Origin of the sequence: Rhizobium sp. P44RR-XXIV, assembly GCF_001999485.2 — a bacterium.
Classification (GTDB): Bacteria; Pseudomonadota; Alphaproteobacteria; order Rhizobiales; family Rhizobiaceae; genus Rhizobium.
In genome coordinates this window covers 283265-309416 of sequence record NZ_MPVZ02000027.1, presented here as the reverse complement: position 1 = coordinate 309416, position 26152 = coordinate 283265, and the positions used below count along the sequence as shown (strand labels likewise).

Sequence of the window (26152 nt, the reverse complement as noted above, 5' to 3'; positions counted from 1 at the left end):
GCTGCAATCTGTCTGATGTCCGCGAGCTCGGCCGCCTTGGCCGCAGGAGATGATGCGCAGGCAGCCTCGATCAAACGCGGCGCCTATGTCGCCATCGCATCGGATTGCGTTGCCTGTCACACGGCACCGGGTGGCAAGCCGTTCGCGGGCGGACTAGCCATCGCTTCGCCGGTAGGCACGATCTACTCGACCAACATCACACCCTCTAAGACGGCGGGCATTGGGCAATACACGGAGGAGCAGTTTTCTCGCGCCGTGCGCCGTGGCGTTCGGGCCGACGGCGCGAACCTATATCCGGCGATGCCGTACACATCATACAATGTGTTGACGGACGCGGATATCCACGACCTCTACACCTACCTGCAGCACGGCATCGACCCCGTCGACACCGTGCCGAAGCCCACGGCGCTGCCGTTTCCGATGAATATCCGGCTGTCGATGATGGCATGGAACCTGCTGTTCCTCGGCAGCGGCAATAGCGAAGCCGATGCCACGCAATCAGCCGAGTGGAATCGCGGCAAATATCTTGCTGACGGGGCTGCGCATTGCAGCACCTGCCATACGCCGCGCGGCTTCCTGATGCAGGAATTGTCCAGTCACTATCTGGGCGGCGGTCAGGTCGGCCCATGGTATGCGCCAAACATCACCTCCGATGCCACCAGCGGCATCGGAAGCTGGAGCAAGGACGAACTGGCCCGCTATCTGGCAACCGGCTCGCTGCCCGGCAAGGCGCAGGCGGCAGGCAGCATGGGAGAGGCCGTCGAGCACAGTTTTTCTCGCCTCACGCCGGACGATATATCGGCGATCGCGACCTACATCAAAACCGTCGCGCCGCTGCATGATGCATCCGACGACCAGTCGCGGTTTGGCTATGGCCAACCCTTCACCCAGCTTGCAAGCCTGCGCGGGGCAAACCCGATCCGATCGGATACGGATGAGCAAGCCAGTGGCGCAGTGCTGTTTTACGGCAACTGCGCGTCCTGCCATCAGGCTTCCGGCCAGGGGAGCAAGGATACCTATTATCCGAGCCTGTTTCACAATTCGGCGACAGGCGGAACCAATCACACCAATCTGATTTCCACGATTCTGAATGGCGTTAGCCGGACCACGCCCAAGGGCCAGGCCTTCATGCCCGGCTTCGGCGGCAAGGCGAATGACATCAACGCGCTCACTGACAACCAGGTCGCCACTTTGGCAAACTACGTGATCGAACACTACGGCCGACCCGGCACCCCGGTCACCCCTGCCAATGTGGCCGAGGTGCGGGCGGGTGGTCCTGCGTCTTCGCTGCTGCTTCTGGCGCGCATCGGCATTGCCGTGGCGGTTGTTGTGGGCCTGGCGATCATCGCCCTGCTTATTGTTTGGCGGCAGAGGCGAGCCAGGACGGCTTGATCTCGTCCCGGCAGCTACTCACTGAGGATATTGCGCCAAGGGCCGCGCGTGCTAATCCACCTGCCCCGGCAGGCCATCGCGCTTCACCCTTCGCTGAACCCAGCTATATCTGAATATGCTCCAGAAGGAGCTTCCCTCGACCTTGTCTAGCAGGCCCTCCAGGAATTCCTGATCTGGATTGGCAAGGCGAGCGGCTTCGATCCAGCGCACCGCCTCCTGATGATTGTAGCTTTTCAGTTCCTTGTCGGCATACCACCAGCCAAGCGCGACCATGCAGCCGGCGTCGCCGTTCCCGGCAAATTGGAGCACCGGCTGCAAGACGTGTTGGCGTGCGGATAGCGGGAAGGCTTCGCTGCGCAAAAGCCAGGCATGCGCACCCCTGATGCGCCGCCAGATATCCAGGTTGATCGAGTTAGGATCCTCTTCAAGCAAGATCGGGAAAAAGTCCCGCGCCTTGTCGAGATGAAAAAGCGCATCCCTGACTGCCTCGTCCGCCTCCGAACCGGTAATCTCCTCATCGCATACGGCAAGGAGCTGAGTATAGGCGAGATTGTAGATCGCCGTCGGATGGTTGCTGGCCGCCGCCTGGCGATAAAAGCCGAGCGAGCGCTGCCTATCCTTGCCGTGAAAATGGAAGCCGCTGAGGAATTGCGAGGAGGCGTCGCCATACTCGGCGGCCTTGGCCCACGTCGGCACGAGCACCTCGTCGCCTTCGAATTCCGCGAACTTGGACAGGCTGTTGAATGGCGATGCTGCGACATCGGTGAGATCAGGGGTCATTTCGGCTGCCCGCCTGTACCAGCCATCCGCCACCTCCGGCCGCTTCTCGATCCCGGCCCAACCCTGAGAGCACAGGAAACCGTAGAGGGAGGCGCCCCGCGCGCTGGCAAGGCAATTACGGTCGGCGACCTGCCCCAGCCACGGCCCTTTATCCTTGCTTGCCATCCAGACCTCGACGGCGCGAGTGATCTGCCAGTCCTCGAAAAAATTATGCGGCGCGCTCTGTGCATAGTGCTTGCACGCCTCTTCGACGCGGTCGAGCTTGGCGAAGAGATAGGCGACATATTTGTGGACGCGGCCCCGCAGGTTCTCCGGCAAGGGGCGTTTCAGCAGACGCTCGCCAATGCGCAGCTGGTTTTGCACCACGCGCGGGTCTTCGAACATGTAGCCATCGAGCTCAAGCTCGTCGAACCAGGCGAAATAGCGCAGCACATTGCGATCGATCTCGCTGAAACGCTCGCACAGGGGCGAATCGGCGAAAGCGAGCATCTCCTCGATGCTGCCGCCCCAACGAGGCATTCGAAGAGATACGTAGCTGCAGGCCACCTCGAGCGCAAAAGGATCCATAGCGAAGGCGACGCGCAGCCAGTACTGCAGAGGCGCCACCGGATCACGCCGCCGCTCGCGCCGCCAGGACAGCGCTTCGCCGGTCAGGACCGCAGGCAGATGCTCCGGCAGCTCTGTGGCACTGATTTCAGCAATCAACTCACCACCCGAACGGGCAAACATCTGTTCGATTTCATCCGACGTTCCATGGGCAGGCATGCGGCTCGGGCGCTCGCCACCGAGAAGCCATTTCGTCCACCAGTCGGGCTCCCCGACAGCCGCGACCGAATGAAGGATGCCGGGGATGACGAGCCAGGCCTGCTGATCCCGTACCAGAAGCCTGACCAGCGCGCGGAACATGGTATCCTGCGCTCTGTGGGCGCAGGCCCACATGGCCGGAGTCACCTCATCGGCCATGTCCGTGCCGCGATATTCCCCGAACCAGGCCGACCAATAGGCCACTTCGAGAATCGCCGGAAAGTGACTGAGTGGGCGAGCCTGCTGCCACAGACGCAAGGCTTCCAGAATAGCCGGGCCGCCCTGCACCGCGCAGGCATGGAAATCGTGCAGCGCATCGTAATAGTCGCCCTGGCTTGGGTGATCGACGGCCGCATCGCGGAGCCGCGTCAGGAGCCGCTCGGTTTCGTCCCAGAGACGGGTCGGCAGCAAGACTGCGAAATTCACCGGAATATCGCGTGCTGTTGCTTCCTCGACGGACAGGGCCGCTATCTGGGTCATCAGTGATTCCTATTGCGCTGTTGTGAAGAGGGATGCGGGGCGAGCCCCGACATGACGAGATCGAAGGACGACCATTCCAGTCGCTTCCAGATGTATTCGGGAGACGTATGGAAATCCTGCCATTCGTTCTCCGTGGCCTTGCTGGGATGGGTGCTCTGACCGTGGTGCGGTTCGCGCGACAGCCACGCAGCCCGCAGTGCCCTGCCGCGCGCGGCCGCAAGACCGAATTCATCCCAGCCGAGGAAACAATCGCGCACGCGCTGGGCATTGAGAAAGAGCAACGCCCAACCGAGCGTCTCATCGATCAGGCCCCAGGCGGCCAGAAGACGAAGGATATAGCTCTGCCGCATGGCGTGTGCGGCGAGAAGCTGGCGCGCCAAACCCTTTTGACGGCCAGCGGAAGCGCCGAGCCGCTCGAATTCGGGAACGCGGAAAAACTGCTGGTGAAACCGGGCCACGACCTCCTCATCCCGGCCTTGGTCGAGACCGAGTTCAGTTCGAATGAGAGATTGCTGGCGCTGCGGCACGGCTGATGGTGCGCTGAGCCGAAGACCACGCGTCATGCCGGTGACTGCATGGCGATGAAAGAGCGGCTCGGTCATGGCAAGCGCCCATTTGCGGCAGGTGTCAGGCTCTCCAGTGGGCGAGGAGGTTTTCGCCGGCGCCAGGAGACGGCTGAGCCAACCGCCGCCCCCTTGCTCGGAAGAAGGTGCATCCTTGGCCGAGAGGGTGCCTTGCCAGTTCGGAAAGTGACTGGCGAAGATCTCCGCGAGCCTCTCTCCGGCCGACGGGGTGGATCTATCAAGGGCCGTCACCGCCAAGGCAGCCATGATCGCAGCACCCGGCTCTGCCGTCGTTGCGGAAATATCGGCACCCGCACCCAGTGCCAGCCACTGGAGCTGGACATCCGGATCAGGATGCAGGGCCAGTAAATGCGGGAGGGTGGCAACGAGATCGTGCTGAAGATCGGCGGAGGTAAGCTCGGCGAAAGACTGATAACTGAACCCCATCGTACGGCCAAGGACAGTGGGTAATTCATGGGCGATAAGGCCAAGCAGCACCAGGTCGGTGCTGTCGTTCGGCCGAGGGCGCAGGTTGTTCAACAATAGCAGCACGTCCGGCATGTAGCGGGCGGCCGGGACGGAGTTCTGCTTGCCTTTGATCTGATCTACGCTCCAATCGCCGAGATCGTCGGCAAGGCTGATCGTCACATGCGGATGATTGTTCGCGTCGCGCAGGCTGAACAGGCGCATGCGCCCTTCCTCGCAGCCCCTGGCATATTGTTCGCCATAGCCTCCCTCAAGCCGGTCATGGTTGGCGAACTGACCGAGGCAATGCTGCATGTGAAACGACTCATAGGCCATTTCGGCACGCAGGAGATCTCCCGAGCCGCGCAGCTCGACGAAGCGCCCATTGGGCGTGGTGATGATTTCGGTCAGGGCCTGTCGATGGCTCGGCCACCACCCGCGCGTGCGCCTGCGGCGCATACGCTCATGATCCTTTCGCCAGGCGGCGTCGGCAGCGGCAAAGGAGATGCGCTGAAAGCGCCCGGCGAGGCGGGTGTCGAGCCGCGAGTGCAGGAATTCCACCAGCCGCGCTTCCTGATCACGCAATAGATTATGCTCAGCATCGATATAGATCATGCCCTGGACGCCGGCGGCCAGCTTGGCCTGGAACCAGTTGGGGATGGGTTGGGCGCCGACGCAAATATGCCACGCCTTGGCATCGGTCACGGGCAAGGCATGCTCAAAGCAGCCGATCACCCAGCGAAAGAAATGGGTCTCAAGCCAGCGCCGGATATCCGGATGGTCGCGGCGAGCGCGGCTTCGCGCGACGATCGCATCCCGGATAAGGCCGGCATTGATCACGTCGCGTGGGGCGATAACCCTGACATTCATGCAGCACGTCCGCACAACGATGGAGCCGAACGGAGCCTTGGCCGAGCAATGAATGGGGATTTCATTGGACTGATGGGAAAATCCTATCGCCTATTCGGATGCCTGCACCTGCGGCCACTCTCCCAGCGGAAAATATTGATTTGAAGATGGATTGCAACCGCTTGGATTGATTTTACAGGAATACACCCTTTGGTCCTGTATTTTCAATTCGAGGATCGGGCGCTCCATTGCCGGTCGGTACCTCCAACCGCGCACGAAATCCCGGCCTTTCGACCGGGAGCGCCAAGACAGTTATGGGCATGAATTGCGGCACGCGGAGCTGACGGTTTTCTCTAAATTTCCTCGAATAACGGCGCGATCGTCATCTCCGGCACGAGCACGAGACCCTTGTCGGTGATGCGGATTTCCGGGATGACGGAGAGCGGGATGAGGTTGAAGCCCATATAGGCGATGGTGCAGCCGGCCTTTTCCCATTCAACCTTCAGCGCCTTCACCTCTTCCGCCACCTCATGCACGCGCTTGTCGGAGAGCAAGCCGGCGATCGGCAGCGGCACCATGGCCGTCACCTTGCCATCCATGACCACGCAGACGCCGCCCTGCACGGCCTCGATCGCATCGAGCGCGACCTTCATATCTGCCTCGTTGGTGCCGGCGATGATGATGTTGTGGCTGTCATGGCCGACGGAGGAGGCAACAGCGCCCTTCTTCAAATTAAAGTTGTTCAGAAGGCCGTAAGCGACATTGCCAGACGACTTGCCGTGGCGCTCGACGACGGTCACGAAGCAGAGGCCGTGGCGGTCGAAATGCGTCTGCCAATCATTTGCCGGCTCAAGTTCGACCGTGACATGTCCAAGAATGATGCCCGGCAGCTCGGTCTTGATGGTGTGGGCGATCACCGCTCCGGTCGGCAGTTCCGGCGTCAGCTTCAACGCCTTCGGCAGCTTCACGGTATGATAGGCAGCTTCCGGATAGCGATAGGGACTGGACAGCGCGGCATCGAGGACCGAAGTAATCTTGCGGTCTTCGACCACGAGCTCGCCGCCATACCAGGTGCTGACCGGCGTCAGGTCGTCGGTCAGCAGCACCAGATCGGCGCGGCGGCCGCCGCCGAGACCACCAATTTCGTTCTCCATGCCGAAGCGGGTCGCGCCGTGCAACGAGCCCATGGCCCAGGCCTGCTCCGGCGTCATGCCGGCCTTGACGGCTTCGCGCGTCACCCAGTCGAGCCCGAAGAGCAGAAGGTCTTCGGCATCGCGGTCGTCGGTGCAGACGGCGATACGCTTGTGCGACGCGCCGAGCTCGGTGATCGTCTTGATGGCGTGCGGCAGGCTGTGCCAGGGTGTCGTCGGCGGACCGCCCCGCAGGAACAGCCAGATGCCGGCCTCCAAGAGGTCATCGGCGATTTCCCGATCGATGGCTTCGTGCGTATCGGTGACGCCGGATGCCGCATAGGCGGCAACGAATTCACGGCCGTAGACATGGCCCGAGACCGGCCGCCCGCGCTCCAGCGCAGCGGTCAGGATCGCGTGGCTGCGCTCGTCGCCCATCGCCACCTGCACGAAATCCATCTTTTCGCCGAGCGCCAAGGCTTCCGGCCATTTGTCGAAAAGATCGGCAATTTTCTGCGGCGTCAGATCGCCACCGGCCGTCTCGAGCTGCGGCGAGGTTGCCGGCACCGTGCTCGGCACCGTCAGGAAGATCGACAGCGGCGCGTGGCGCGCATCCTCCAGCATCGCCTCGACGCCGGCGACATCCATGACATTGCCGATCTCGTGGCTGTCGCAGAAGATAGTCGTCGTTCCGTTGATGAGAGCGGCCTCGGCATAGGCGCAGGCCGTCACCATGCTGGATTCGATATGGATGTGCGGGTCGACGAGGCCGGGCGCTATGATCCCTCCCCTGGCGTCATAGAGCTTGGCGCCGCTGCCTCGGTAGCTGCCCGCCGGCTTGACGGCGGCGATACGGCCGCCCGAAACCCAGACTTCCTTGTCAGGCAGAATCCGCTCCGAATAGGTCGACAGCACGCGCGCGCCCTTGATCACCAGATCCGGCTCGCGACGCGCCGAGGCAACATCGGCGAGCGTGCGCGTCATGGTCGAGAGCGGCTTGACGGAAAAGCGTGTGAGCGTCATCGAATCCCCCATTCGAAATCAGTGATAGTCGGGTATTCCCGGCATGGTGCGGAAACCCTCGATCGTCCGGAAGCGCCGCGCCCAACGGCGCAGCGCCGGATAGTCGTCGTGATCGATACCATAGTCACGGCTGAGCGCGAAAGACGGAAACAGCGTCAGATCGGCAAGCGTGGGGCCATCGCCGACGAACCATTCGCGGCCGTCGAACTGACGCAGCGTCATATGGTCGTCCATGATGCGGAAAGCCTTGCGTGCACCGGTATGAAGGGCTGCTTCATCGCCGGGCGTATCGAACAGGGATTTCAGCCGCGCCGCCACGGCAGGAGCAAGTGCTGTCGCAGAAAAATGCAGCCACATCATCGTTGCACCGAAGGCAGGCGCATCCTCGGGCAGCCAGAGGCCCGCGGGATCGTGGGCCTTGGCGAGATAGGCAAGGATAGCCTCAGCACCATGCAGCATGAGGTCGTTATCGCTGAGAACAGGCATCGTTCCCGCCGGATTGAGCGCGAGCATAGCCGGCTTCGTCTCCTCGCGGCCCGGAAACATATCGACAGCGATCATCGTATGATCGAGCTTCAGCATGGAAAGCAGCAGGCGGACGCGATAGCTGCCCTCATCCATCTCGTAATTATAGAGCGTGATGCCGGCCATCAGGCGACCTCCGCTTTCTGTTCGAGATCGAAACGAAGCCTTTCGGCCCAGACCGCATAGTGCTTCTGCTTGGCGCCGGCATGCACGGCGGGCACCCCGGCAATGACAATGTGTAGCGCTGCCTTGTTCGGCGAGATGCCTTGCAGCGCCACCAGCAAGCGATCGTCGCCCACCTGGATCAAGCCGCGATCGGTGACGCCGCTTTCGCGCAATGCAGCCGCGACGTCGTCCGCGCTACGGTCGATGTAGAGGCTGCGCACAGGGGTGACCTCGGTTATGCCGTCGATATCAGGCAGCGACGCTTCGCCTGCAGCAGTGGCCCAGACGATTCCGTATTTCTCCTCGGCCACATAGGTCGGCACCTTGATGCTCTGCGGCACCTCAAGGGTCGGATGTGCCGGGATATAGCGACATTGCCCGGCGGTATCGTACTGCCAGCCGTGATAGAGGCAGGCGATGTGATCGCCGCGGACAAAGCCGAAGCTCATGCGCATGCCGCGATGCGGACAGCGATCCTCCCAGACATGCGCCTTGCCGCTATTGTCGCGCCAGACGACGATCTCGCTGCCGTCGACCACGGCGCCCGCCGAGGTTCCCGATTCGATCGACGCCGAAAGTGCCACCGGCACCCATCCTGCTTCCAGTTTCATAAGCTACTCCGCTCGATATCGAGAATGACGCAATCATAGGGGCCGAGGCTGCAGGCCATTTCGAAGGCGTCGACGAGATCGTTCTGGCCTCTGACAGCAAGCGTCGCGGATCGCGCGTCGCAGGCTCCGACCTCGATATCCAGATCCAGCCGGCGCGCACGATGCTGCGCGAACTCGACGAAACTGTCGCACACCATCTGCCCCCGAAAGACAAAACGAGCGGCCTCGATCATGCCGCAGACATTCCGCTCGTTCCATTCATGGCCGGCCTGCGCATCAAAAGTATCCAATCTGCATAAAAAATAAGCATGCTTCACTTTTAGGCATTCTAGCAATGCTGGCTTTTGAAATTCAAGAGGCTTTGCAACATGGACCGTTATCGACCAACAGGCATCAAACCGATCCAGCCACGGTAACTGGCATAATTGTTGCGTCGATTACCCTCGGGCGCTGTTGGCGCACCTAATCAAAAGAGGGGTTCCATGATTGACTTGCGTTCGCTGTCCCGTCGCGGATTTCTAAATATGAGCGCTGCCGGCGCGGCGTCGCTGATGCTGCCGGCAGGCCTTGCCAGTCGCGCCTACGCCGCAGCCTCCTTTCCGGCGATCAAGGAAGAGGATGCCGTCGTCGGCTTCGGGCATGTCGGCCCGATCTCGGACGAGGGCTGGACCTGGGCGCACCATCAGGGCCTGCTCGCGGTCAAGGCGGCCTATCCGAAACTGAAGAAGATTCTCGAGGTTGAGAATATCCCCTATTCCGCCGACGCGACCCGCACCTATCGCCAGTTCGTCAGCGAAGGCGCCAACATCATCTTCGACACCTCTTCGAACGGCGATTTCCTGCACGCTGTCGTCAAGCAGGCGCCCGATGTCGCCTTCCTCGAATGCGATGGCCGCGTCGATATGGACAATCTCGGCTGGTATTATCTGGCCCATTGGTTTCCGACCTACGTCATCGGCGTTGCAGCCGGCCATCTGTCGAAATCCGGCAAGCTCGGCTATGTCGCCTCCTTCCCGGTCGCCTCGGTCTTTGCTTCGACCAATGCTTTTCTGATGGGTGCCCGTTCGGTCAATCCGAAGGCGACGCTGCAGACCATCGCCATCAATTCCTGGTTCGATCCGCAGGCGGCAACGCAGGCCGGCACGGCACTGATCGACAATGGCTGCGATTTCCTCTTCGGCATCATGGATGAAGCCGGCTATCTGCAGGTCGCCGAAAAACGCGGTGTCTGGGCCGCCATGTGGAATACCGATATCCGCCGCTACGGCCCGAACTCCTACGTCTCGTCCGTTCTTATCGATTTCAGCAAGTATTATGTCGATCAGGTCGGCAAGCGGCTGGCCGGCACCTGGACGCCTGACAACACGCTCTTTGCCATGGGTGCTGGCGTCGATCGCGACAGATGGGGCGAAAAGGTCCCGGCCGATGTGGCTGCGGCTGCCGACGCCGTGCGCGACAAGATCATCGGCGGCTGGTCGCCCTTTGCCGGCGAAATCAAGGATTCGACCGGCAAGGTCCGCGTCGCCGCCGGCCAGACGATGACCGACAGCGATCTTTATAACTGGGACTGGTCCGTCGAGGGTGTCACCGGGCTCAGCGCCTGAACAACCCAATTGCGAAATGGTGCCTCGGCCGGCCCTCGGCCGAGGCCCATCCCATGACTCTCTGGTATGTACTTGATGACCGAAACAGCGACACCCTTCCTAGCGCCTCCCGGCACGCCGCCATTGGTCCAGCTCAAGGGCATCGCCAAATATTTTCCGGGCGTCATCGCCAACGAGAATGTAGATCTCGAGGTTCTGCCCGGCGAGATCCACGCCCTGCTCGGCGAAAACGGCGCCGGCAAATCGACCTTGATGAACATCCTCACGGGCATTTATCAGCCGGATGCCGGGGAGATCATTATCGATGGCTATGCCAGGCAGTTTGCCACGCCACTTCAGGCGATCGCCGCCGGCATCGGCATGGTGCACCAGCATTTCAAGCTGGTGCAGGCCTTCACGGTCGCCGAAAACATTCATCTCGGCTGGTCGGAGACGCCGAGGCGTGCCTCCGCACAGGTGCTGGAAGCGCGGACGGCATTGCTTGCCGAAAAATTCAATCTTCAGACCCGTCCCGGCGCGCGTATCAGCGATCTTTCGACGGGCGAGCAGCAGCGCGTCGAGATCCTGCGGGTACTAGCCCGGCAAGCGCGCGTCCTCATCCTCGACGAGCCCACAGCCGTGTTGACCCCGGCAGAGGCCCGCGAACTGTTCAGGGCGCTGCGCGACTTCGTCTCGCGCGGCAATGCGGTCATCTTCATCAGCCACAAGCTCGACGAAGTGCTCGAGATTTCCGACCGCGTCAGCATCCTGCGCGGCGGACGCAAGATCGCGACCGAAAGGACAGCCGATTGCAACGCCCGTATGCTCGCCAAGCTGATGGTCGGCCGCGATATCGTGCTTGCCGACATGCGCCAGCGTGCCGCCGGCGCTGCGTCGATCTCGGCGAAGCCCGTCTTGAGCCTTGAAAGCGTGTCGGCAAGGAACGACGCCGGCGCCGAGGCGCTGCACGATATCTCGCTTGCGGTTCACGCCGGCGAAATCCTTGGGATTGCCGGCGTGGCCGGAAACGGCCAGCGCGAATTGAGCCAGGTGCTGTCAGGCATGCGGCAGATCAGCGGCGGGCGCATCCTTATCGACGAGCTTCCCGTCGAGCGCAGCAATGCAGCTGCATTCGCGGACAATGGCATCGGCCATATACCGGAAGACCGGCTTCATAGCGGCCTTGCCCCGGCGCTGAGCATCACCATCAATGCCGTGATGCGCGAGTACAAGGCGCCATCGATCTCAGCGGGCGGCGCCTACCGTCCTGGAGCCGCAGCCGCACTTGCCAAGGAGATCGCGGCGGCAGCGGAAGTGGCCATTCCAGATTTCAACATGCCGATCCGCAATCTGTCCGGCGGCAACCAGCAGCGCCTCGTCGCCCGGCGTGAGATGCGCATCGCCAGCAAGGTCCTGATCGCCGCCTATCCAAGCCGCGGCCTCGATGTCGGCGCCATCAACACCATGCTGCGCTACATCGTCGAATTGCGTGATGCCGGCGCAGGCATCGTGCTGATCTCGGAGGAACTGGAAGAACTCCTCAATCTCTCCGACCGCATCGCCGTGCTCTACGAAGGCAGGATCATGGGAATAGTCGACAATGACAGGACCGATATCGACCAGATCGGCCTGTTGATGGGCGGACGCGCCCTTGCGCGCGAGGTCGCCTGAGATGAGCGCATCCTTTCGCCTTCACCGCTTGCCTTCCGCCTCGCCCAGCAAGGCATTTGCCGCCCGCATCCTGGCTATCCTGCTGGCACTCGTGTTTGCCGGTCTGGTTCTCGCTGCCACCGGTGCCAATCCACTCGAACTGGCCTCCGAGGTGGTAAGCTCAAGCCTCGGCTCCAGTTTCGGCCTTCAGGATCTTGGTGTACTGCTGGTTCCTCTCATCCTGACGGGACTGTCCGTCGCCGTCGGCCAGCAGATCGGCGTCTGGAATATCGGCGCCGAGGGGCAATTCTATGCCGGTGCCTTCGGCGCGCCGTGGTCGGCCTTTTCATGCCTGGTCCGCCGGTTGTCATCCTCCCATTGATGTTTCTTGCCGGGCTCCTCGGCGGCCTCGTCTGGATCCTGATCCCGACGCTGGCGCGCGCCTATGCCGGCGTCAACGAGCTGATCACCACGCTGCTGCTCAATTTCGTCGCCGTGCTTATGGTGTTTTACGTCTCGACCAGCGCATGGCGCGACCGCACGGCGAATTCGGCAACAGCGCGATTGTCGGCGGAGATACCGGAGCTCTGGGGCTCCATCCATTGGGGCCTTCCCGTCGCCATTCTTGCCGCCATCGTCGTTGCTGGCCTGCTGGCCTTCTCCCGCTGGGGCTATGAAGTCCGCCTCGTTGGCTCCAATCCGGCTGCGGCTCGCTATGCCGGCATACCGGCGCGCCGCCACCTGATCACCGTCATGCTTCTGTCCGGCGCCATTGCCGGGCTTGCCGGCATGCTGGAGATCGCCGGCACGGTGCATCGCCTGCAGGGCGGCATTTCCAACAATTACGGCTATCTCGGCATCATGGTGGCGGTGCTGGCACGCAACTCCGCCATCGGCGTCATCTTCTCGGCTGCCCTGATGGCCTTCATCCTGAATTCCGGCATCATCCTGCAAACCCAGGGACTGACCCCGTCGGCCGTGCTCGCGATCACCGGGCTCATTCTCTTCCTGACGGCGATCGGCGATGAGCTCGCTCACTATCACATCGCCCGCGACAAGGCCTGATAAGGACAAGACCATGGATCTTCTCACCGGCCTCCTGACCACAGCCTTTCTCGCCGGCGGCGTGCTGGCGCTTGCCGCACTCGGCGAGGTGTTGGCCGAACGGGTCGGCGTCGTCAATCTCGGCGTCGAAGGCCTGATGGCGATGGGAGCCTTGACGGGCATTGCCGCGACGACGATCTATCCCTCACCGACGCTCGGCTTCCTTGCAGCCTTGCTGGTCGGGGCGTTCTTTGGCGCGATTTTTGCCGCAGCCACCGTTCTCCTGCGCGCCAACCAGGTGCTTTGTGGCCTGGCGCTGACCTTGATGGGCAATGGCATCGCCTCCAGCATCGGCCGCGCCTATTCCGGCATGCCGGCGCGCGCCACTTTTTCCGGTATTGAAATCCCGCTGCTCAGCGATCTTCCGATCCTCGGCAAGGCCTTCTTCTCGCAGAATATCCTCGTCTATCTGATCTATATCATCCTGCCTGTCGTGCTGAGCTACGTCATGTTCCGCACCCGCCACGCCTCAATCTGCGCGCCGTCGGCGAAAACCCGGCGGCGGCGGATGCGGCCGGCATTTCGGTCAATCTCATCCGCTTTGCCTATGTTACGGCCGGCTCAGCCCTTGCCGCCGGCGCAGGCGCCTACTTGACGCTCGCCTTCGTGCCGTCCTGGTCGGATGGTGTGGTCGCCGGCCGCGGCTGGATCGCAGTCGCATTGGTGATCTTTGCCGGCTACCGGCCAATCGCGGCCGTGCTGTCCGGGTTGCTGTTCGGCCTCATCACCGCGATTGGCTTTGTCGGCCAGGCGCGCGGCTGGCCGATCGCGCCCGCCTTCCTGTCGATGCTGCCCTATCTCGCACGATGGCCTTCATCATCGTGCCAGTGCTGGCATGGCAGCGCATGCGCCGCATCATGGCGGCGCCTGCCGCCATTGGGCTGCCCTATTATCGCGATGTCCGCTAAGGTGGATCGCCCGACAAGACAAAGGAGTCATCCATGAGCCAGTGTTTGGACAAGGCAGCCCTTGATCAATGGTATGCGCTGGAAACGGAAAACGAGATTCCGTTCGGAAGCTCCGCCAATCGTCTTCTCGGCACCGATCTTACCGTAGAGCGATCAAGGGATGGCACCATCGTCGTGAAGGTCGATCGGCGAAGCGAGCCATTGCCGCTACTCCATCGTTTCGGCCTCGTCTGGACGACGCTCGGCACGCCGGCCGGTGGACTGTTCGAACTGCCCGAAGCCGATGAGCCGGATCGCCGCGTCGTCAATTGCGGCACGGTCACCGTACGCGCTTCCGGGCTCCGGATCGTGGAGAATTTCCTTGATCTGGCGCATTTCCCCTTCGTCCACACCGATATTCTTGGCGCAGAGCCACATACCGAAGTGGCGCAGTACAATGTCGAAATCCGCCGCGACGTCGACGAGGTCTGGGCGACCAATTGCCAGTTCTTCCAGCCGCAGGCGGCACTTTCGGCCAGCGAAGGCATCATGACGGACTACATCTATCGGGTGATGACGCCTTTTGCGACGCTGCTCTACAAGACCTGTCCGAACGCCGCCAATCGCTGGGATGTCATCTGCCTCTTCGTGCAGCCGCTGGACCCGGATCGATGCCGTGCCCATCCCGTGATGTTCCTGATCGACGATGTCTCGACGACGACTGAGCTGGTGCATTTCCAGCAGCTCATCTTCCTCCAGGACCGCATCATTCTTGAAAACCAACGCCCGGTACTGCTACCGCTGGAGCCGCGGGCCGAAATCCCCACTCGCGCGGACGCCACGTCGATTGCCTATCGGCGCTGGCTGAAGGAAAAAGGCATTACCTACGGCACCACCATCATGGCTGCCTGAAACAGAGAATAGCAATGGATTTGCGTGGCAAGACCCTGAGCGCATCGGGCTTTCATTCGCCGGTGCGCGGCAAGATCGACAGTCTCGATGACGTGCTGATCGAGATCGATGCTGGCGGTGCGATCAAGGCGATCCATCGCCATGGCGACCCCAATTACCGCACCATTCGCGATGCCCGCGAGGCAACGGGCGAATTGGTGACGCTTCCCGCCGGCTCCTATCTTCTGCCCGGGTTTGTCGACCTGCATGTGCATGCGCCGCAATATCCGCAACTCGGCGATGCGCTCGACGTGCCGCTGGAAGTTTGGCTGCAGAAACATACGTTTCCGCTGGAAGCGCGCTATCAGGATGTTGCCTTCGCGCGCCATGTCTACGGTCTGCTGGTCGACGACCTCCTCGCTAATGGCACGACGACCGCGCTCTATTTCGCCACCATCCATCAGGAAGCGACGCGGGCACTGGTCGATATCTGCCTCGAAAAGGGCCAACGCGCCCTGATCGGCAAGGTGGCGATGGACAATCCGCAGGAATGCCCGGACTACTATCGGGATGCCTCGGCCGAGGCCGCGTTGGACGGCACCCGCGCCCTCATCGATTATGTCCGCGGTCATTCCGACAATGGCGAAGGCCGCGTCCTGCCTGTGGTCACGCCGCGCTTCATTCCCTCCTGCACGGATGCCACCCTCGAAGGGCTCGGCGCGATTGCCCGGGAATGCGGCTGCCATGTCCAGACCCATTGTTCGGAAAGCGATTGGGAGCATGGTTATGTGCTTACCCGCCACGGCATGACGGATGCGGAGAGCCTCGATCGCTTCGGCCTGCTCCGTCGCGGCACGGTGCTCGCCCATGCAAACTTTCTGACCGCTCGGGATATGCATGTGATCAAGGCGCGTGAGGCGGCTGTCGCCCATTGTCCGCTTTCGAACGCCTATTTCGCCAATGCGGTTTTTCCGCTGCGCGCAGCGCTGGAGAAAGGCCTGCATGTCGGCCTCGGCACGGATATTTCAGGCGGGCCGAGCGCCTCGATGCTGGAGAATGCCCGTGGCGCGATCCTCGCCTCGAGGATGCTGCAAAGCGGTGTCGATCCGAACGTACCGGCAGAAACGCGCTCGACATTCGGGCCGGCGCAGATCGACTTCCGCGATGCCTTTCACATCGCAACAGCCGGCGGCGGCGCGGCGCTCAACTTGCCGATCGGACAATTTGTACCCGGCTATCAATTCGACGCCATCGTTATAGACACCGCCAACGCCCAGGGCACGGTGCGGCTTTTCGAGGATCGGGACGAAGGCGAAGGCATATTGCAGAAGATCATCTACACCGCCTCGCGGCCGAACATCGCGGCCACCTGGGTCGGCGGCCGCGGCGTCTGACTGGTTTCCGGGAGTTGTTAAGCTCGCATCACGCGATGAAACTCTCTTGCACGCCTCAAAGCCTCCGCCAATGGCGGAGGCTTCTGTTGCAGACCAATATCATGTTTCCCAGTAGTTCAATTTGACGCCCCTAGCGTTGTAGAGGACGTGCATGTATGAACTATTGACCCCGTTGTGGCCCGAACATATCGGATAGATATAAACGGGATCACCCTTCTCCATCTCGGAAGCCTGTGTCCCGGGGATCACGTGCCCTCCGACAAAAACGCCGCTGCATTGACGCTGAGGCTGACTGCTGAACCAGTTGCGAGACGTGCAATATGTGGGTGCATTTCCATTGTTGCATTTACCCTGCCACAAGCCGATCCATGAATTATATCCCGTGACTTTCGGGTCCAGCGTGCTGCCAATGACATTTGCGAAATCGGTATTTCCTGCCCAGGTGACGGTTCCAACATAGGTGGAGCGCAGGATGTCCTGAAGCTCGGCGACCTCCGAAGCCCTGTCGACTGAAGCCTCGGCCTCTATCGGCCTGCCGAACATGCGCTTGAAGTCGTCGAGATTATCAAGGGTGACGGTCGGTGCAGTGCCGATCTCAACGACGCTACCGATGCCGGCCCTTATGGCTGCGTCAACCAGTGTTTCATTGCAGCGCCGGGCCGTATCCATCAGGCGTGCGTGGAACGCCGTATGCGTCCCGACGTAATCGGCCCACACCTTGGTGACGGGACTATTGCTGCCGACATTGTTCGGCGTTGCGCGGAATTCGATGCGCTGTTCGGATAGCTGCCTGGGCGCATCCTGCAGGAATATGGTGATGCGGAGTTGATCCTCCGTCTGGTCGTCGTTTCCGTGAATGGTGAGTTCGTCACTATCCACGTTATAGTCATACTGAAAGCTGATCTGTGCCATGACTGGCACGCCGTCAAAGGAGCCAACCGGCATGGGGTCGCTCTGAATCTCCTTCGGTCCGCCGCTGAGATCGAGGCTGACCGGGACAGTGTGCTCCTTTATCTTCAGCTGCACACTGTAGTCAGTGAATAGCGTCGTCAGCGGCAACTCTACGTCAAGAGATTGCGGCGGCTGGGTTGGAACGGTCATGTCAGTAACCTCCGCCGGATTGGTTCGCCGCGACGAAGCCATCGATGACATTGAGTCTGGTGTTTTCGGGCATCCTCATGAATATGACCTCCAAGTATGTTGAGACCTCTGGCCATCGCCAACGAATAGACACTAGCTTTTTCCGTCTTGGCTTGCCTTTGCGTGGGTAACTAAATTCTTTGCGGCCCGCATTTTTTCCAGATGGCAGCGGAGCAGAACGCCCTTTCAAATGAGGGGGCGGAGGACGGCTACGGAAGGGAGCCTGAGGCGCCTGACATCATCTCCACGCAACCCGAAGTAGCTCGACAGCGGCGCGCTTAAGCCCCGTCCACCGGCTTCGTGCAGGACCTGCAAGCGCAAGAAAATTTTCTTCGCCGGGGATATCTGCCTATAACGTCCGCTCAAAGAATATGAGATTATGGAGCGTGCCAATTGGCTCGAGCACGATTTTCGAAATGGGATTTGTATTTTTCAATATGCAATTTTAAAACTGGATCCGAGGCCACCTTAAGCCGCCGAAACGCCCGGTGACGCGAGATTTTTCGTATCCATGCAATGTCGATCGTTGACAGCGGACTTTTTCATTGAGCGTCTCGCAGCAAATAAATGACCCGGACGAGTGTGGAACGACACGTGACTGATATTGGTCAACTCCTCAGTTGCCCCCTGTTCGCCGATGTAGCGCGAGAGAGCCTGACATTCGACGCCCGTGATTTGCGGACCCGCTTCTATGCGCCGGGACAGATCGTCTTCAACCAGGACGATACGAGCGGCGATGTGTATTTCCTTCGTTCCGGCTTGCTGCTGGCGCTCTATCTCGATCAGGATGGCAGGGAACTGATCTTCACGAGGCTCAACGCTCTTGACTATTTCGGAGAGCTCTCGGCCATCGACGGCGGCAACCGTTCCCTTTCGGTCTATTCAAAAACCGACTCCTGCCTGATCATCATGAAAAAGCAGGCATTTCTCGATCTGCTCGAAACGATACCGCTGGTGCGGCAGCGGATCATGATAGATATGGCGGAGCGGATCCGCAGGCTGACAAGGCATAGCTATCAGCTGACCAGCCAAAGCGTGGATAAGCGCCTGAAAGCCTATCTGGCCCGGGTGGCGCTGGAAAAGGGCGTATTCAAGCCGAACGGGCAGCTGGAAAAATTTCCAACCCATGCGGAAATCGCCGGATCCATCGGTGCCAGCCGCGAAGAGGTCAGCCGCTCCATTTCCGCCTTGAAGCGAAACGGGATTCTCGAGGCCGGCCGGCAGAAGCTGACGATCCTCCAGCCGAATGCCTTGCTCAGCGAATAGCGGTAGCGGTTCGGGATCGCATCGTCCTATTTCGTCTTGATCAGCCAGTTCACCGCGATGTTGACGGCGCGGGTTTCCGTCTCGCTGACGCGCACGTCCCCCTGGTGATAGATGGTGCCGGTTTGTGACGATGGCGGCACGGGCGGAGCCGCTTCGAGATTGAGCGGCGGTCCTTCTCCCAGCGTAACGGATTGAGCGGTCATTTTCAGATTGTGCGTATGATCCTGCAAAGCATCCATCTGGGTCGAGCCAACGCCGCGTGGATTGACGGCCGGGCCGGGGGGTGGAGTGCGGTCATCCTTGTCCAGGGACTTCTTCAAATCCACGCCGCGCAGAAAATAACCCTGGTAGTCAGGCAATTTGAACTTGTCGCTTCCATCGGCTCCGTAAAGCTCACCGATCACGCGATAGAGCTCAGGATACTCGGTCTTCAGCAGGCTGGAGCCGTCGCAGATCATCCAGGGCATGTAACGCAGATCCGTCATGGCCGAGGTCAGGGTTTGCGTCTGCTGCAGGATTTCACCGGGAAAGATAATGATCGCGCCAACGGGAATGCCGTCCTGAACGCCCGACTGTGGATGCGGGAAGAATTGATGGCGTGGTTCCTGCCCGGGAAAATTTCCGGGGAAGACTGGCGGAATAAACAAAGGCGGCAGCATTCGGCACTCCTGCGATCATGTGAAGGGATTGTCGGTAGACAGTGCGACCATAGCAGTGGGAACAGTGATCGACCAATTGTCCTGAATGGTTTTGCCAGCTTCGTCCGGCTGTTCCAAAAGAAGATCGACCGCGCTCATATCCGCGGCCATGCATGGGGTCAGGTCTTCCGCGCAGGGCCAGATCTGGCCTGTGCGAAATGCAAGCAAAGCCATTCTTGCCGCCTCCGGCTTGACGGAGAGCAGGAGATTGGCGCGCTTGGCACGAAGCAGGTCCCGCAAATAGCGGCTTGGCGAAAACAGCGAGATCAACGCGCTTTGCCCCGCGGTCAGATACGGGTCCGCGCCGGGGTCCTGGACCAGTTCCACCGCCATCCCATCCCAGTCGAATATGTTGCGCAGGAACTGGAAATAGCGCGGTTCGAAATTGATCGAAACCGCCGTATCCGGCGATTTGGCAAGCGTCGCGCCGGCAAAGAGCGCGATGGCAGCCTGGACAATCTGCTCCTGCACGATCTGCGTCAGAAGCGTCGGATTGGCAGTCTCCAGTGCCTTTTGCTGCTCCGTCAGGGCAGTCTGATAGCTTGTCACCGAAGCCTGATAGGCGGCCTGGATCTTCTGATAGGTCGCCATCTGCCAGTTGGCGAGCGTTGCGGCACTCCGGGCGCATTGAACCTCTATGCTGGCTGCATAGTAATTGTTGAATTCGGTTGCCCCCTCCGCCGGCGACGTATCGGGCGCAGGTGCCGCGCCCTCGCCCGAACCGCTTCCCGCGCCGGCGGTTGCTTCTGCCGCAGACGATGTCTTCGGCGGCACGCTGCAGACGATCGATGCCCGCAGCCGGTCGGCATATTGCGCCGGGCTTGCCGTGAGATATCCCTTGAATGTTGAAATCGTGCCGGTCTGATCCGCCGTCAGGATCACGCCGCTCATCGTCACCTGCACCGTTGGATTGGCGACAAAGCTGCTGATACTCGCGGTCGCCAGAACAGGCGTATAGCCTTCAGGCACATCCATTTCCGCATCCGACAACGGATTTCTGGATTTGAAGCCGCAACTGATGACGCGAAGAGCCGGCGGCGGCGGCCCATCCGGAGCAATCCCATAGGCCTGGAAAGCATCGAGATAATAGACAGACGCCGGCGCCCCACCAGGTTTGACCGGCTCCGGCGACAGGCTGGCGTAGGAGGTTATCCCCATGGTGGCCGGGGACAGCGGCGCGACAAGCCTGAGATCGTGATATTGCGAAACAGCCTCGGCCAGATTTGCGCCGGGACGATCGACGAACATCTCGAACACCAACCTGTCCTGGCTGGCTCGGGTCTGAAGCTGGTATACCCGGTTCACCCAGCGAAACACCGCCTGGTGATCGCCGTTGTTGCCGGCGTTCGACAGGGTCCGCGTCTGCGTGATTTCCAGTTCCTCGAATATGCGGCTGCTCCGGCGCAGCATCGATTCACGGCGAAGAGCCTTCACCGACCGGTCGATGACATCACGGGCAAATTTCGAGATATCCTTCAGGTAACCGCCGGCCGGTTGATCCTGAACCCACCAATTGCCGGTGACCTTCATGGAATTGGTACTCGGCTGGCCATAATCGGCTTGATAATTGTCGATCGTCGTCGTCGAGACGCGGTCCGACAAGGTTTTCTGGACCTGATTGATCAAGTCGGCGGTCGTGGTATCCCGCCCGAAATTGCTGGTGCTGTCGCTGACGCTCTGGTCGTCTTCGGCCGTGTCCGTCCGGCGCAAGTTGCGATGGACGTCCTGCCGGGTTTCTCCCGCGATCACGGATTCGATGCGCTCTATATCTCCGAGCACATAACGGCCAGGCCGGTAGTGCACGGTACGGATGGCGCCGACAGCATAAGGCTGCACCGCAGGGGGATCGGCAGGCGCCGGAGGCGGATCGACCGGGAAAATATCATCGGGTAGGACCATCACCGCGCTGAGTGCGCGAGAAAGCGCCGCGTCGGGCGGCACTGGCGCGGGATCTTCGCCGACCTTCGGATGTGCAGCCTGAAAGGCCAATACCCAGTTGACCGAATGCGTGACCTGCAGCAGCCGTATCAGATCGGAAAGCCACGCATGGTCATAGCCCAGCGTGATCATCAGCGCGATCGCCGAATTCCATATATTGACAAGCGCCGTCTGGGCATCGGCCGACTGCAGCTCCGTGGCCAGGTTTTCCCACCCCCCGAAGCTTTCGATTACCCAGCTATCGAGCAACGCGTAGGTGCAGTCCTTCCTCTGTTGACGGGGAAAATGACGCAAGCCGGCATAGGGTTGCGGTAGCGGCTGCGTCGGCGTCACGAACGGCTCGCCTGGAGTTTGGCCGGTTGCCGGCGATATCGTGTCATCGATGAAGGCGACAGCGGCCTCACGCTTGGCGGCGGGATCGGCACCCTTCAATTTCGAATAGAAGGCGCTTGCGGCTGCCGCTGCGGGCACCGCCATGAAGCGTTGGCCGACAACGTCGCTCGCCAGCTTCGGCCATGGCTTGATATAGACAAAGGGGAAGAGCTCTCCCGCCTCCAGATGCGCATCGGCGATCGCCATGCCATCAGCAGGATCCGGAATGGGCAGGGGTCCCGGCACCGGCGGATCATCATCCGGCGGTGGAACGGGCGGAATTGGCGGCACCGGGCGCGTGCTGCCAAAGCAGATCATGAAACCGATATAGTTCCAGTAATCGACGTCGTCGGTCTCCTCGATTTCCACCCGGCCCATGATCTGCTGCGAATACTGCACATCCAGCCCGGTTCGCCAGCGCAGCCAGCCATGCACCTTGCGCCCACCCGTGAAAGCGACGCGGAACGGAGTTTCCTGCTCGAAGCGCAGGCCTTCGACGACATATGTCTCGAGCGGCAAAACCGCGCGAAAAATCTCGGCCGCGACATTCAACACAGAGCGGCGCCCCGCATCCTCATAGGAAACGCGAAACCGGATCACGATTTCCTCGTTCTGGTTCTTATGCGGGATATCGCGCCATTCCTGAATCTCGGTGTGGCCGGTCATGGAGATCCCTCAAGCACCGATGGTTTCAAGACCCTTGATGATCTGGGCGAACCAATCGGTATCGGGATCTTTGGATAGAGCCTCGATCAGCGGATCGTTGTTAAAGCCACCCTGCGCAATCTGGCGTATCGGCGGATCCACCAAGTTCACTTCGTCATCCATCGGAGCCAATGGAAATATTTGCGCTATCTTCGCGTAGTCGCCGGCTCCCCATTCCTGCTTCGTAATTTTCTGGACTGCCTGATCACGTTGATTGAAGCAGACGCCGATGTAATCAGCGACCAGCTGAAGCTGGTTATCCGCTACCTGGATGTACATCGCCGCGTAGCCCTTGATGCGGCCCATATTCACACCCCAGCGCTGCAAATAGGCGACCGCATTGATCACCTCGTCATCGTCCTCGACGACTCCGCTGACGACATCATCATGCGTGACGAAGCTGATCTGCCGCCCGCATTCCTCGGTGAATTCCTTCTGGCATTGGGCAAAAACAGCGTCGTTGTCGTCCCAGGTGTTATCGGCACCTTCGAAGCCTCCGCCCGGCAAGGCAAATTTTTCCGCACCTTTCAAAGGTTGACCATTGGGAACAATCGCGCCTCCTTTGCCGGAGAAGAAATATCCCTTGGCCCGCTTCTGGAAGCCGATAAACCGGGTGGCGTTCTGCGGGGTACGGGAAAACACGATGGTGTAGACGAAATAGCTATTGGGCATTGCACAATCCTTTCTATCCTTTTCAACAGCGGATCGGATCAGGCCGGTTCCGCACGATATGAGACGAAGGTGAGAGGCGTAGCCCGCGGTCCGGGCGCTCCTCCACGAAGCTGAACTGTCAGGGCCTGCAGCCCGCTCAGAGCAAAAGGGGTTCCGTAGGCGTCAGTGATCCGGCCGCGCAATGCGGCGCGGCAATCGATCTGGAATTTCAGGCGATCCGGCATGAACACGGCCCATGCCCCAACGCGATCGAGCGGCAATTCCGCGATCGGCCGATTGTCCCGGCAGATGCAAAGCGACAAATCGGGACGCGGCGTGCTTTGGCTCAAGAGAAGCCCCGATTTCAATCCATATCCGTGCGGACCCTCTATCCGGGTTCCGGTATCGCCATTGTCCCGGCCCGGCTGGAGCGGGCATTCATTCCCGTAGCTGTCGCGGATCAGGAAGGCCGGCTCCCAGCTGACATGGAGGGGATGATGCCAGCCGTAACGGCACCGTTCGATCGCCGCCCACAAAACCGGCATGGTGCCCGGTAGCATCCCGGAGACATCCCAGAAGATACCCACGCGGCTGACATGCGGATTGAGAGAGACATTCTCGTACGTCAACCAGGTTTGCATGGCGGCTACGACGACGGTTCGCTCTGCGAAACGTCGGTGAATTTCGTGTTCTCCGGAATATCCAGCACGAAAATATAACCGATGTCCGAAAGCTGGCTTGCCGTGTTCACATGGAACCGCACCCGCATCATCTTGCCCGACGTTTGAACGTCGATCTTCACGTTGCCCCTCACCTCGAACTTCTCGGCATCGCCGGCGTCGGCGGGTAAGGGAATTTCGGTCCACTCGGTGTTGGAAAAGAGATAGGGATTGATGGTCGAGCTGACGCCGGTGTTCAGATCGGTCACCGTCAGCTTGAAGCTGTCTGCGCCAAGGCTAATCGCGCCGGTCTTGGTATTCTTGGTGGCCGGATAGGTTGCTTCGATGGTGACCCTGTCCCTGCCTGTCCCGGCAACGCCGCCCGAGGTCCAGCTCTTGACGATCGTGGCCTGCGCGGTGGAACTCTGGTCACTGCTGCCGGCCGTAACCCCCGTGCTGACACTCGCCGCGCCCTCAGTGCCCTGCACCGAGGCAGAGGGTGTTTGAGGCGTGCTGCTCTGTTGAGCTGTCGAGGTCAAAGCGGATTTTGCACCGGTGAGCCTAAAGCTGGTTTCCGTTTTCATGGCTATACTGTCCTCTGTTCATGAAAGGGAAAACGGGATACCCGCTGATTACTCGTGTGGTATCCCGGATCGACCATCATCTCGGAGAGATGACGGAGTCCTACTGGTTGATGTTTTCCAGATGGAACTGGAAGGGCGTCGAATTCGGGCCGGGGCCGCCGCCGGTCATGACGACGTCGGCGCTGGTGATCCCGAAAAGGTTGATTTCGGTGTTGACCTGGCTGATGATCGCCGAATTGATCACCTGACCTTCGGCGACCTGGCTGACGACGCCGATGTAAATGCGCGGCTGGAACTGGAACACAGCCTTCTGGCCAGGCGCCATGTTGGTCTTGGTCGCCAGCAGCTTGCCGTCCTTGAAGATGCAGGCGCTGATCGCGCCTTGCGTCAGCTGGTTGCGCACTTCGACTTCGTTCGGGGACGTGGCATTCACTTTCGACAGCGCCAGCACATCGCCGGACGTGTCCAGCGTCATGTCGAAGCCCTGGCCGTCATAGGCAGTCAACTGAGGGGTGTAGTTGCCCCAGCTGTCCTTGGCCGAAACCTGAAATTGCAGAGGGAAGTTGAAGGGATGGCGGTCGAGCCGACCGCAATTCTTGATCACTTTCCACGCAACGGCGATTTCGCCGAATGACTCGGCAACGTTCTGCTGGAAAATAAGAACGCTGGAATTGTTCGTATCGCCGGAGCGATTGATGAAGTTCAGGCTGATGTTCTCGGTTGCCATTGTCGATTTGTCCTCTCGTGGTTCAATAAAGCGGTGGCCCTCGCCAACAATTCGATACTAGCCAGCAACACCACGGCCTGCCTTTGAGGCCGTGTCTAAATTCTTTGCGCCTGACATTTTTTGCGAAACTCCAGCGGCCCCTGGTTGTAATGCCTGCGAAACGCGGTCGAAAAATTGTTAGGGTCGCCATAGCCGACCGTCAACGCAATATTGAGCACACTTTCGGAACTATCGCGCAAGAGTTGTGCCGCGATCTCGCAGCGACGCTGACGCAGCCACGTTATCGGCCCGACGCCGAAGACCTGATTGAATGCCCTGTTCAACGTGTTGCGATTGGTCCCGAGGATAGCGGCCAGTTCATCGACCGTAACCGTAGCGGCGATATTGGTTTCGAGCGCCTCGCATGCCGCCCGCACCATCGGATCGCTACCGAGCCCGGCTGAGAAGGTAACGTCATGGATTGATGTCGGGGCCCCAGAGAGGCGCCGTTGAATTTCCGGAGAGCAGAAAGGATAGGTGATATAGTCGGCAAATCCGTATTCAAACAGACGATCGATATCCGGCAAACCGCGCCCGACGATGGCAATTGCGGGAAAAGCGGGTGCAGCGTAACCGGACATGTCGAGCGGCAGGCTTTCACCAATATAGACGAAGCTTATGGTAGCCGACTGGCATGTATCACTTGTGTCGCAGGCGATACGGTCCGCATCCTCCATCCTTTCGAGAATCGCCCTCAATTCCCGGGCCTTGGCTTCCGGCAAGCTCAGAAACCGAAAACGACGCGGAAGGCTCAACTCGACAAGGGTATCGGCGCTCTCCTGCAGCCAGGGCATGCCAAGGCTGGGCGGAGCCGGGCTGATGTCGCGTATGACGTGCTCAAACATGCTGAAATCCAATGAAGCTTGGATGCCATGGCGGCATCGATTGACTTCATCAGAAGATCTCGATCGGTCATTTTACTCTGTGTGGCGTCTCACATAGACTAATCAGAACACGCCTTTGCCGAGATTTTTCATTAAAAATAAACAACCCTGAATATCAAGTCGAAAGTAGATCGCGGAAAAATCGAGCGCGCTTGCGGGTATGGAACCGCCCCAGCTCGACAATAGTTTAGCC

Annotated in this window: 20 protein-coding genes and 2 pseudogenes; 8 read left to right on the top strand and 14 right to left on the bottom strand. The window is 60.4% G+C overall.

Annotated features, from left to right (window positions below):
• Positions 1-15 precede the first annotated feature (15 nt).
• On the top strand, positions 16-1392 hold the full coding sequence (locus tag BSK43_RS13760) for a cytochrome c (RefSeq protein WP_077472105.1): 1377 nt from the start codon (positions 16-18) through the stop codon (positions 1390-1392).
• A 51-nt stretch (positions 1393-1443) separates the two neighbouring features.
• On the opposite strand, the gene BSK43_RS13755 is transcribed toward BSK43_RS13760, so the two are convergent.
• The 6 genes from BSK43_RS13755 to BSK43_RS13730 form a co-directional block, all read right to left on the bottom strand.
• Positions 1444-3456, bottom strand: a complete 2013-nt coding sequence (locus tag BSK43_RS13755) for a DUF4034 domain-containing protein (protein ID WP_077472106.1) — start codon at positions 3454-3456, stop codon at positions 1444-1446.
• Entirely contained in the window at positions 3456-5354 is a 1899-nt protein-coding gene (locus BSK43_RS13750) for a DUF1266 domain-containing protein (protein ID WP_077472107.1), read from the bottom strand. Before BSK43_RS13750 ends, BSK43_RS13755 begins: the two co-directional genes overlap by 1 nt.
• Positions 5355-5686: 332 nt before the next feature.
• Complete coding sequence (locus tag BSK43_RS13745) at positions 5687-7486, bottom strand: adenine deaminase C-terminal domain-containing protein (protein ID WP_077472140.1); 1800 nt, start codon at positions 7484-7486, stop codon at positions 5687-5689.
• An 18-nt stretch (positions 7487-7504) separates the two neighbouring features.
• Complete coding sequence (locus tag BSK43_RS13740) at positions 7505-8137, bottom strand: glutathione S-transferase family protein (protein WP_077472108.1); 633 nt, start codon at positions 8135-8137, stop codon at positions 7505-7507.
• On the bottom strand, positions 8137-8787 hold the full coding sequence (locus tag BSK43_RS13735; RefSeq protein ID WP_077472109.1) for a Rieske 2Fe-2S domain-containing protein: 651 nt from the start codon (positions 8785-8787) through the stop codon (positions 8137-8139). The genes BSK43_RS13740 and BSK43_RS13735 overlap by 1 nt, the downstream gene beginning before the upstream one ends.
• Positions 8784-9077, bottom strand: a complete 294-nt coding sequence (locus tag BSK43_RS13730) for a hypothetical protein (RefSeq protein WP_246662571.1) — start codon at positions 9075-9077, stop codon at positions 8784-8786. The genes BSK43_RS13735 and BSK43_RS13730 overlap by 4 nt, the downstream gene beginning before the upstream one ends.
• A gap of 192 nt (positions 9078-9269) precedes the next feature.
• On the opposite strand from BSK43_RS13730, the gene BSK43_RS13725 reads away from it, so the two are divergent.
• From BSK43_RS13725 to guaD, 6 genes and pseudogenes are all read left to right on the top strand, one after another.
• Complete coding sequence (locus BSK43_RS13725) at positions 9270-10391, top strand: BMP family ABC transporter substrate-binding protein (RefSeq protein ID WP_077472110.1); 1122 nt, start codon at positions 9270-9272, stop codon at positions 10389-10391.
• Between the two features lie 75 nt (positions 10392-10466).
• Positions 10467-12041: an ABC transporter ATP-binding protein gene (locus BSK43_RS13720; protein ID WP_077472142.1), complete on the top strand. Its 1575-nt coding sequence runs from the start codon at positions 10467-10469 to the stop codon at positions 12039-12041.
• Between the two features lies 1 nt (position 12042).
• A pseudogene (locus tag BSK43_RS13715) lies at positions 12043-13085 on the top strand (ABC transporter permease).
• A 13-nt stretch (positions 13086-13098) separates the two neighbouring features.
• A pseudogene (locus tag BSK43_RS35970) lies at positions 13099-14032 on the top strand (ABC transporter permease).
• 33 nt (positions 14033-14065) lie between these two features.
• A complete protein-coding gene (locus BSK43_RS13705) occupies positions 14066-14923 on the top strand; it encodes an aromatic ring-hydroxylating dioxygenase subunit alpha (protein WP_077472111.1) in 858 nt (285 codons plus the stop codon).
• A 14-nt stretch (positions 14924-14937) separates the two neighbouring features.
• Complete coding sequence (gene guaD, locus BSK43_RS13700; protein WP_077472112.1) at positions 14938-16296, top strand: guanine deaminase; 1359 nt, start codon at positions 14938-14940, stop codon at positions 16294-16296.
• A 99-nt stretch (positions 16297-16395) separates the two neighbouring features.
• On the opposite strand, the gene BSK43_RS13695 is transcribed toward guaD, so the two are convergent.
• Positions 16396-17397, bottom strand: coding sequence for a hypothetical protein (locus BSK43_RS13695; RefSeq protein ID WP_077472113.1), 1002 nt, complete (start codon positions 17395-17397; stop codon positions 16396-16398).
• A 633-nt stretch (positions 17398-18030) separates the two neighbouring features.
• On the opposite strand from BSK43_RS13695, the gene BSK43_RS13690 reads away from it, so the two are divergent.
• Complete coding sequence (locus BSK43_RS13690; RefSeq protein WP_158008771.1) at positions 18031-18702, top strand: Crp/Fnr family transcriptional regulator; 672 nt, start codon at positions 18031-18033, stop codon at positions 18700-18702.
• A gap of 26 nt (positions 18703-18728) precedes the next feature.
• Here the strand turns inward: BSK43_RS13690 and BSK43_RS13685 are convergent, their stop codons facing one another.
• The 7 genes from BSK43_RS13685 to BSK43_RS35685 form a co-directional block, all read right to left on the bottom strand.
• Positions 18729-19361, bottom strand: a complete 633-nt coding sequence (locus BSK43_RS13685; RefSeq protein WP_077472115.1) for a tail fiber protein — start codon at positions 19359-19361, stop codon at positions 18729-18731.
• 15 nt (positions 19362-19376) lie between these two features.
• Positions 19377-22376, bottom strand: coding sequence for a hypothetical protein (locus BSK43_RS13680; RefSeq protein ID WP_077472116.1), 3000 nt, complete (start codon positions 22374-22376; stop codon positions 19377-19379).
• A 9-nt stretch (positions 22377-22385) separates the two neighbouring features.
• A complete protein-coding gene (locus BSK43_RS13675; protein ID WP_077472117.1) occupies positions 22386-23087 on the bottom strand; it encodes a hypothetical protein in 702 nt (233 codons plus the stop codon).
• 38 nt (positions 23088-23125) lie between these two features.
• Positions 23126-23707, bottom strand: coding sequence for a hypothetical protein (locus BSK43_RS13670; protein WP_136686920.1), 582 nt, complete (start codon positions 23705-23707; stop codon positions 23126-23128).
• A gap of 5 nt (positions 23708-23712) precedes the next feature.
• Positions 23713-24309, bottom strand: coding sequence for a hypothetical protein (locus BSK43_RS13665; RefSeq protein ID WP_077472119.1), 597 nt, complete (start codon positions 24307-24309; stop codon positions 23713-23715).
• Positions 24310-24409: 100 nt separating this feature from the next.
• Positions 24410-25036 (bottom strand): hypothetical protein, encoded by a 627-nt coding sequence (locus BSK43_RS13660; protein ID WP_068394866.1) that lies wholly within the window; start codon positions 25034-25036, stop codon positions 24410-24412.
• Between the two features lie 95 nt (positions 25037-25131).
• Positions 25132-25920 (bottom strand): AraC family transcriptional regulator, encoded by a 789-nt coding sequence (locus BSK43_RS35685; RefSeq protein ID WP_246662570.1) that lies wholly within the window; start codon positions 25918-25920, stop codon positions 25132-25134.
• Positions 25921-26152 lie beyond the last annotated feature (232 nt).